This window comes from Ferrovum myxofaciens (assembly GCF_000735045.1).
Lineage (GTDB): Bacteria > Pseudomonadota > Gammaproteobacteria > Burkholderiales > Ferrovaceae > Ferrovum > Ferrovum myxofaciens.
Genome location: NZ_JPOQ01000020.1, coordinates 1 through 8,439, shown reverse-complemented (window position 1 = coordinate 8,439; position 8,439 = coordinate 1). Strand labels below are relative to the sequence as shown.

The 8,439-nt window shown below is 53.1% G+C and carries 11 protein-coding genes; all 11 read left to right on the top strand.

Annotated features, from left to right (window positions below):
- Positions 1 to 233, top strand: a 233-nt coding sequence (locus IV91_RS18360) for a hypothetical protein (protein ID WP_160171521.1), incomplete at its 5' end; no start/stop codon positions are given.
- Between the two features lie 378 nt (positions 234 to 611).
- Positions 612 to 1,217, top strand: a complete 606-nt coding sequence (locus IV91_RS0104410) for a recombinase family protein (RefSeq protein WP_051862064.1) — start codon at positions 612 to 614, stop codon at positions 1,215 to 1,217.
- An 85-nt stretch (positions 1,218 to 1,302) separates the two neighbouring features.
- Positions 1,303 to 1,725, top strand: a complete 423-nt coding sequence (locus IV91_RS0104405) for a hypothetical protein (RefSeq protein WP_031596344.1) — start codon at positions 1,303 to 1,305, stop codon at positions 1,723 to 1,725.
- A gap of 124 nt (positions 1,726 to 1,849) precedes the next feature.
- Positions 1,850 to 2,188: a type II toxin-antitoxin system RelE/ParE family toxin gene (locus IV91_RS0104400; RefSeq protein ID WP_031596343.1), complete on the top strand. Its 339-nt coding sequence runs from the start codon at positions 1,850 to 1,852 to the stop codon at positions 2,186 to 2,188.
- Complete coding sequence (locus IV91_RS0104395; protein ID WP_031596342.1) at positions 2,185 to 2,466, top strand: helix-turn-helix domain-containing protein; 282 nt, start codon at positions 2,185 to 2,187, stop codon at positions 2,464 to 2,466. The genes IV91_RS0104400 and IV91_RS0104395 overlap by 4 nt, the downstream gene beginning before the upstream one ends.
- 491 nt (positions 2,467 to 2,957) lie before the next feature.
- Positions 2,958 to 3,281: a BrnA antitoxin family protein gene (locus IV91_RS0104390; RefSeq protein ID WP_031596340.1), complete on the top strand. Its 324-nt coding sequence runs from the start codon at positions 2,958 to 2,960 to the stop codon at positions 3,279 to 3,281.
- Entirely contained in the window at positions 3,282 to 4,148 is an 867-nt protein-coding gene (locus IV91_RS0104385) for a replication initiator protein A (protein ID WP_035417133.1), read from the top strand. It abuts the gene before it with no gap.
- Between the two features lie 888 nt (positions 4,149 to 5,036).
- Positions 5,037 to 5,312, top strand: a complete 276-nt coding sequence (locus IV91_RS0104375; protein ID WP_031596335.1) for a hypothetical protein — start codon at positions 5,037 to 5,039, stop codon at positions 5,310 to 5,312.
- Positions 5,313 to 6,710: 1,398 nt separating this feature from the next.
- The gene (locus IV91_RS0104370; protein WP_031596334.1) at positions 6,711 to 7,466 is read left to right on the top strand and encodes a hypothetical protein; all 756 of its coding nucleotides are present in this window, start codon (positions 6,711 to 6,713) and stop codon (positions 7,464 to 7,466) included.
- A 94-nt stretch (positions 7,467 to 7,560) separates the two neighbouring features.
- Entirely contained in the window at positions 7,561 to 7,860 is a 300-nt protein-coding gene (locus IV91_RS0104365) for a BrnT family toxin (RefSeq protein WP_031596332.1), read from the top strand.
- On the top strand, positions 7,838 to 8,158 hold the full coding sequence (locus IV91_RS0104360) for a BrnA antitoxin family protein (protein WP_031596330.1): 321 nt from the start codon (positions 7,838 to 7,840) through the stop codon (positions 8,156 to 8,158). The genes IV91_RS0104365 and IV91_RS0104360 overlap by 23 nt, the downstream gene beginning before the upstream one ends.
- Positions 8,159 to 8,439 lie beyond the last annotated feature (281 nt).

Genomic DNA, 8,439 nt, shown 5'->3' with positions numbered 1-8,439 from the left:
GTTGCCATAAATCAGTGATCGATGGATACGGCAACGCTCAGGAAATGCATGCCAACGCACCAATGGCAAATCATTTCCCCGACCCGATGTTGCCTCCCGAACCAGAGGCCATCGGCCATCGGCCATTTTCTCTCAAAAACAAAAGATTAGTCAATGTTTTATACCATAAAAAAGATACCTTCCTCAGTCAGTCTATCACAGCAAAAAAAGCGAGGTTTTTCAAGGGTCTATAAACACTGATAAGCAGAGTGGACAGTCACTGCGGCAGGTCAGGGAAGTTCCACCACTGCGCCCCAACTCAGAGGACCCCGGTGTCTTTCAGAGTTTCTGTCGCCTCAACCATCTGTGTTGTCTCCTGTCACCAGCACTGAATCGCGATCCACCGGCTATTTTTCTCATAATACGCCACCATAAGGAGGTGTTGGTATGGATCCAGTTGCCAAGACGGAAATACGACGAATTTAAGTACCTCTGATTCAAGTCAGAAGTTGCACAAGTCCTAAGTCCTGCGACAACTTAACCCTCCCCGGTTTTATTGGCTCCGGCCTGTTGTAGGTTTTGGTTGCAAGTGAGAAAATACTTGCACCATAATCCGCGACAGAGGGATGGCCATGCGCGACAAGACCGATACCGGAACCACTGAACCTATCCCCTCTCGGCTTCTGCTGGGCTATGCCCGCGTCAGCACCGACGACCAGGACTTAACTAACCAACGAGCAGAACTGCACGCAGTCGGCTGCACCAAGATATTTTCGGAGAAGATCACGGGCACCAGGCGCGACCGCCCGGAGTTGGCCAGGATGCTTGATCACCTGCGCCCCGGTGATATTGTAACTGTCACACGTCTTGACCGTCTGGCGCGTAGCACCCGAGATCTGCTGGATATTGCCGAGCATATCCAGTCTGGCGGTGCGGGTCTGCGTAGTCTGGCTGAGCCGTGGGCCGACACCACGACCCCAGCCGGGCGTATGGTGATGACCGTATTCGCCGGAATTGCGGAGTTTGAGCGTAGCCTGATTGTGGAGCGCACCAGGAGTGGCCGCGTGGCTGCCAAGGCGCGAGGCGTGAAGTTCGGACCACGGCCTACCCTCACGCACGTCCAGGTAAAACATGCGCGCCAACTGATTGACCAAGGCGACCATACTGTGAGTGAAGTCGCCAAGTTGCTAGGCGTTCATCGTACAACCCTTTATCGCGCCATAGCCAGAACCGAGTAGGTTTGTTTTTGGTGAGTTCGTGTTGTCGTGCGACAGACAGCAAAGTCGCGACTATACTTCGCGTTCTACATGGAGGATTAACTTGATGGCCACCGTCTCAATTAGCGAAGCCGCGAGGTTGGTTGGAAAAAGCAGATCTGTCCTGTATGCGACATACATAAAAAAGGGAAAACTGTCCGTAATTAAAAACAGTACTACAGGCAAGCCAGAGGTTGATATATCTGAACTTTTGAGGGTTTTTGGCAAATTAATAGGACAGGCCGATACAGACAGCAAAAAGGACACACTAGGACATGATCGGACAGTAGAAAAAGACAGTGAATACAACGCAATGGAAACGGAACTTAAAGGCGTTCTGACGCTTTTACGGGTAAGAGAAGAACAGCTTAGTGAAGCGAAGGAGCGGGAGGCTAAATTGTGGCAACAAGTACAGGATTTGACCTCCGCTGTCCGGCTGATTGAGAATAAATCAGAGACCACGAAGAAGCGGAAATGGTGGTTTTTGTAATTTATTTCGGGCGCTATTTGTCGTCTTATTAGAAAATGTAAAAATCGTACGCTAAGCCGGTTGGCTGTCCCGTTGCCCCCAAAGCCGGTTTGCCATGTTATACAAAACTTCGTATAATTTGGGCATGACAAATCCTAAGCCCGTCGAGTTTCAGGGCAGTGCCCTTGATGATCTTCGCGCCTTCCCGCTCGCGGCCAAGCGCGAGGCAGGCCATCAGATCGACCAGGTACAGAATGGTCAGGAACCGGACGACTGGAAACCCATGAACACCGTGGGCCAAGGCGTGAAAGAGATTCGGATTCGGGATGTTGCCGGGGCCTTCCGAGTCCTCTACGTTGCCAAGTTCGCCGATGCCGTCTACGTGCTTCACTGCTTCCAGAAGAAGACAGGGAAGACCAGCAAGGCCGATGTGGACTTGGCTGCCAAGCGTTACCGCGATTTATTGAAGGAGTTAGACCAATGAGCAACCAACGATTTGCCAGCGTCTGGGACGCCATCGAGGACACTCCTGAAGAAGCGGAAAACATGAAGTTACGTTCCCTCCTGCTGACGGCGCTGAAGAACCACCTTACCCGTACCGAAATGAGCCAGGCGCAGGCCGCCAAGCTCTTTGGTGTGACTCAGCCGCGTGTCTCTGACCTGATGCGCGGCAAGATCAACCTGTTTGGCCTAGATGCTCTGGTGAATATGGCGACGGCTGCCGGGCTTCACATCGAAATGAGGGTGCTCGAAGCTGCCTGAGCCTTCTCTCTTTGCGAGAAGCGACCCTAACACCTTGGCGTACGATTTGTAGGTAGCAAAGCGCAAACGATAACTACCTGCACAATCAACAAAAAAACTGTACTATCGTGGGAACTACAAATGTAACCACAATGAATTTTGATTGGGATATAACAAAATCAGAGAGCAACAAAGCCAAGCACGGTGTGAGTATGAAGTCTCCCTCATCTAAACAACAAAGTTGTAGATGGGTTTTCCTGGGTCGACGACCAGAGCGCAGGGATGTTGCCACCCAGGCGGCTTACCGCGATCTCACCAGGCGTAAATTCGGAGTCTTCCGCCCCTATTTCCAGCAGATACTTACCGCTCCTGGTTTTGGCCAGGTACTCCGTGCTTGCGGTAGGAGCATTGTAAACCAAACCGTCCGCTTGGGACCCCCTCTTGGCGTAAGACTGGCGTGGAAATCGCCTAAGAAGGGGAATGCGCGGACAAATGTTCAGCGAGAAAAGCCAATGAGAAAGAGCGAAAGCAATATCGTCAAGTTCACCCTTGACCCAGACAACCTTCCACCCCTGACGGCGCAAGAGTGCGCCGAGCTTGAGGCAGTGGCCACCATGCCTGACGAGGCTATCGATTACAGCGATGCCCCGGAATTGACGGATGCTTTTTGGCAGGTGGCTAGTACGCCAATCCCGGAGGTGAAGAAGCAAATCACATTGCGCATTGATTCGGACGTAATTGACTTCTTCAAGGACACTGGGAGGCGCTACCAGACCCGTATAAATGCTGTTTTGCGCGCGTATGTGAAAGTTCACAAGAATGTGCACGGGCACTAAATGGCCCACCTAGTGCCAAGTCGGCACCGCCAACTTGATTTCTTTGTGGCGGACATCCTCGACACTGTGCCGAAAGACGATATGACCAGCATGGAACATCCGCTATTCGCCCTGAAGGCAGGCGACAAGCGGGTGCGTACCTATGAGCGGACTGGCTCAATCGTAACGGTCAAGCCTGGGCATGATGGCTGCGCGACGATCCACGACAAGGATGTGTGGATCTACTGTATTAGCCACTTGGTTGAGGCAATCAACAGGGGTCGCGAGGATGTTGGGCGCGTGGTGCGATTTACGGCCTACGACTTCCTTGTAACAACGAACCGCGATACAAGCGGGCGGGCGTATGAGCGCTTGGGTGATGCCTTGGCACGACTCAGCGGTACGCGCATCGAAACGAACTTAGCCACAGACGGTCAGCGGGAGCGGGCGGGTTTCGGTTTGGTGGACTCGTGGCGTGTCATTGAACGCAACCACGATGAACGCATGGTGGCTGTTGAGGTGACGTTACCGGATTGGCTCTGGCGGTCGGTTAAGGCTCATCACGTGCTCACGCTCAGCCGCGATTACTTCCGGCTACGCAAGCCCCTAGATCGGCGCATCTACGAACTGGCCCGCAAGCACTGCGGCGCACAGTCGAAGTGGAGGGTGACCGTTAAAACGCTACATGAGAAGAGCGGCAGTGCTGCGCCTCTGCGCAATTTCCGGGGCGATGTGAAGAAATTATCCGACTCCAATGAGTTGCCAGACTACCGTGTGGCATTCGACTCTGAAGGTGACACGGTGACATTCTATGCACGTTCTCAGAATGGCACAAAGGCTCAGATTGCAGATCTTTTTGGCGGTCTTAAGATGGCCAACCGTCCGTGAAAGCACGTGTTCGATTGGCTGTGGATATGTCGACTATTTCTGTGAATTACCACGTGCTTTTAGATGCACTAAACTGTGAATTACCACGTGCCTTTAGATGCACCCATACTCGTGCTTTTAGATGCAGAACCGCCCCGCAAAGCCAATATCGGCGGGGGTTCCAAAAACCGTAACGCGCGCGCGCGATTTAACTTTAAATCTTAAAGTCTTTAACGGAAAAACTCTTCCCGACCTAGCCCACGTTTTCAAGGCAGGATTACCCGGACTGCGCGAAAAGCCCCGTCGTTCAGGGCGGGGCTTTTCGCGCAGTCCGGGTAAAAGCACAAAAGCCCGCGATAGCGGGCCTGTGCCGATGATCGGTGAACCGGCCATATCGATAACAGCGGGTTTATGATTTTTTGGGGGTAGAACTGTCCCTGGGGGGTCGGCGGCCCCCATCAAAACTGTCATTACCTTCACCTTCGCGGGGGCTACTGCCCCCCCGTCCTCCCTCCGCTTTGCTCCGGTCGCGAAGTCGCCCCCCTGTGAGATGGCTTCGCCCTCTCCCCACCCTTCGGGCGGTTCCCCCTCTCCCAAAACCCGTAATTAGGGGATTGCTACAAGTTACCGTCAATCCAATCTGGGGTTTTTGGCGAGGAAGGATAAAGTTCTTGGCAAGCGAAGCGCGTCAGAAGGCTTTAGAAGCCTCGTGGGGAGCCTGTGGGCTTCTCTGGCTCCTTTGGGCAAGCCTAAGGTCCGCATAAGCGCCTACGCGATTGTGGACAGCCAGAGAGCCCACCCGGGGGGCGCGGGATCACAATCATTCCGGCATTCCTGGAATCCTTGATATTTAGTAACAGTTACTTTATTATGGGTTTGTCACCGTTACGAAACATTAAGGGGGTTGCTATGGATTCTGTCACTGTTACAAAAAGAAAGCCAGGACGACCTGCAAAGACCAGGGATGGTTTGGCGATGCCTTCAAGACTGCGCCAGAGGCTCTACAGGGCGAGAAAACAGGCTGAGGCTACAGAGGCCATAGGAAACGAGAAAAACGCGTCTACGGGCGTTCTGGTAGGTTTGTTGGCCGGTTTTGTGAAAGGTCATGATGAGACTTCAGTTCTTGGCGTCAAACGGGTTTTGATTGAATTATGCAACCGTTATGAAATAGGTGGGGATCGATGATCTCCCCCCCCTGGGGGCGTGTGTTTCAACTATTTTAGTTACAGTTACAAAATCAGATAAAAAACCGCCCACCCCAAGAAGGGTGAGCGGTGAAGCCAGTTTAATGACATAGCCCGGTCGATGTGGCCCCAAGTCACAGCTTAGCTGTGTGGCCTGACCAAATGTGTTTGGTCGCTAGGGTCGTTTTTAGCGAACGATTTGAAAAAACGCGTACTCGCGTCCTACAGGTCCGGGACACAACCCCGTGCTGCGTGGAGCGATCTCAATGGTTAAACTCCAAAATCCTGCAAAAGCAGGCTCCCTTGTCCGCGTTGTGCGATGTTCTGCGCCAACTGTGTGCTAGCCCAACTCCCACAGTGCCACCTGTGGGCGTGTTTCTGGTCGCCAAACCAGTCTCACGGAATCACGGGGTCGCCAAACCCCGTCTTTGTCACGTATATCCGACACGCCGCATCCCTGCGGTAAAATCACTTCTGTCCGGTTCAGGCTTTCGGTACTTCCTTGGACCAACATCGGTTCAGCCCTCGGTTTCGACACCTAATCGAATTAGTCATTACTGCCTAATTCTCGCCTAATCTCCCACGCCTCCCAATACTGCAACGATTGCCAATCGTTTTGGGGTCGGCGCTTCCCAGGTTAACTATTAGCTACTACGCTACGTCACGCCACCGCACTCCAAATCAAACCATCGCTACGCTTACCCAGATTATCTGGTTTCAGGGATTCGAGATTCCAAAGCAATTCCCTTACCCGGTTTGATTCTTCGTCGTGCTACCGATTAGCCAGCTGTGCTGGCTAATGGCTTGATGTAACTCTGCACAGCATCCTCGAGGGACGCCGTTACACGCTTAAGCTATGCAGTGACCCCCGGTTTCCCGAGGTGCCGTTCGAGTCAGACTTCTCCGCTCGAACCGATGCGATTACGCGCACCATGACAGCCTGCGTGTGCAGCACAGGTCAGACCCTTGCGGTATCTGCCCTGGTCGGGACTTTCACCCGATTTCACTTCAAGCAGGGTTTCCGGTTTTGGCTTGCGCCGCCTCCGTTGGCCCGTGTCCCTGTCGCCCAATTTCAAAAGCCACGTTAAGTTGTGGCGGAACGGAATGAGTCGAGAGGGGGATTACACCCCCAAGCGCTCGTCGTAGCGTGGCGAGCTTAATTACAAGCACCACGCTTCACCGGACTGACTGAGATGGCGTCTCAGTCGTGGGGCAACACCGCCCCGGTGATTTGAGTGTCGTTGGCTTGGCGGCCACGACACGGTGCTGCAGGATGTATCGAGGCTTGGCCGGCCTGTGACGGGGTAATCATACCCTGGTTGTTTTTGTTCGTCAAAAACATATGGAATCTCTTTATACCGTGCCACCATTACCGGTTTCGTAGTATTATTGCTGCATCATGACCAATGAACCCAAAAACCATACTGACCAAAAACCGGGTCAGAACCGCACCAGTGCATACCGTGGTAAGGCTGCAACAAACCCCTATATTTTCACCAAGAAGACGGTATGGATGCAGCGGGTTGGAGATGGAGTGAGAGCCGGAGCGGGGTTGTACATTCAGGGTTCGACCCGCTTGGAGAAGGTGGCTTTTTTGGTGGCCAAGTTTGCGGCTCGGTACAAGGTGAACCTGTTACGCCGGTCAGATCTACAGGCCCGCAAGTCCGGGGAAACCGTGACACGGTGGCTGGGCTACCTCGATGACAAGACCGGGATGGTGAACTGGGTGCTGCTGTGCTGGCCAGGAGAAGATCTCGACCGGTCGGAGTTGTGGCGTCCCGTTCACGAACAACGGATCAGGCATTCCAACTATGAGTTGGTGCGAATCACAAAACCTGGAGCGAAAGCCCCGGTTTTGACCTGGCGTTATGAAAAGCCGCAGTTTGAGAAACTCCACGACCAAATCGTGCAGGTCATCCGGTTGAAACAGGATGCGATACTCGACCAGATCATCCATACTTTACACCGAAGTCCGGGGTTTGCCGGGGTCCGTCAGCAGGTGAAGAAATTGTGGGAGATCACGAGGAAGGAGTGGAAGCGGACCCGTGGAGCCGATGAGCCGGTGCCTGAAATTCCGAAGAACATCGGCTATGTCAGACGCCTGCCGGATGTGGGGGCGTTGTGGTCTGAATTGGTTAAACGAGATACCGTTTGAGATGTTTTGGGAAAGACGGTGTGCTTCACCAAGCGGTCATCGGGTTGCACTCGAATCCGCCTCGTTAAAAACAAAAATGTAGTAACATTATCGTATGAAAACAAGATTTGAATGGGACCCTGCCAAGGCGGCGAGTAATCTCAGGAAGCACCGTATCAGTTTTGAGGTTGCTATTCGTGTTTTTGCGGATCCGTTCGCACTAGTTAAGCAAGACCGTATCGAGAATAAGGAGAGCCGCTGGCAGACCTTGGGACTTGTTGATGGCTATTTGTTGCTTCTGGTGGCCCATACCGTCCGGGATGAAGAGGACGGCACGGAAGTTATCCGTATAATTTCGGTACGTCGCGCTGAACCGAAAGAGAGGAGGTGCTATGAGCAAAATCGTTCATTATGAGGTTGACCTAAACAACCTGCCGCCTCTGACGGCGGAGCAACAGGCCGAGTTAAAGGCATTGGCAACGATGCCAGATGAATCCATCGACTACAGCGATATTCCGGCGCTGACGGATGCGTTTTGGAACAACGCAGTGCGGGGGAAGTTTTACCGCCCCACCAAGACCTCCACCACGGTGAGGATTGATTCGGATGTGATGCTGTGGCTTAAGTCGAAAGGCAAGGGCTATCAGACCCGCCTGAATGAGATTCTGCGCAAGGCGATGGTCGAGGAGATCGACGAGTCGCACAGCCACTAATGTGACTGTCACGGTAATTGTGGCGGGATCGTGATCTGTCGCGGGACTTGTGACTTAGGCAACTTAGGACTTGAAACAGAGGTGCTTAAACTCGTCGTATTTCTGTCTTGACAACGGGGTCCACTTCACCTCCGGTCGTTTCCGCGGGCAGTAAGCAGCCTGTCTTTACCCTCGTCAATCATGCCCCGTGAACCTGGATCTCCAGTATCAGAAACGCCATCCTCATCATTTCTATTCATTACAGCTCCCTCATTCATCTATGCCACAAGATCCCCGGTCGG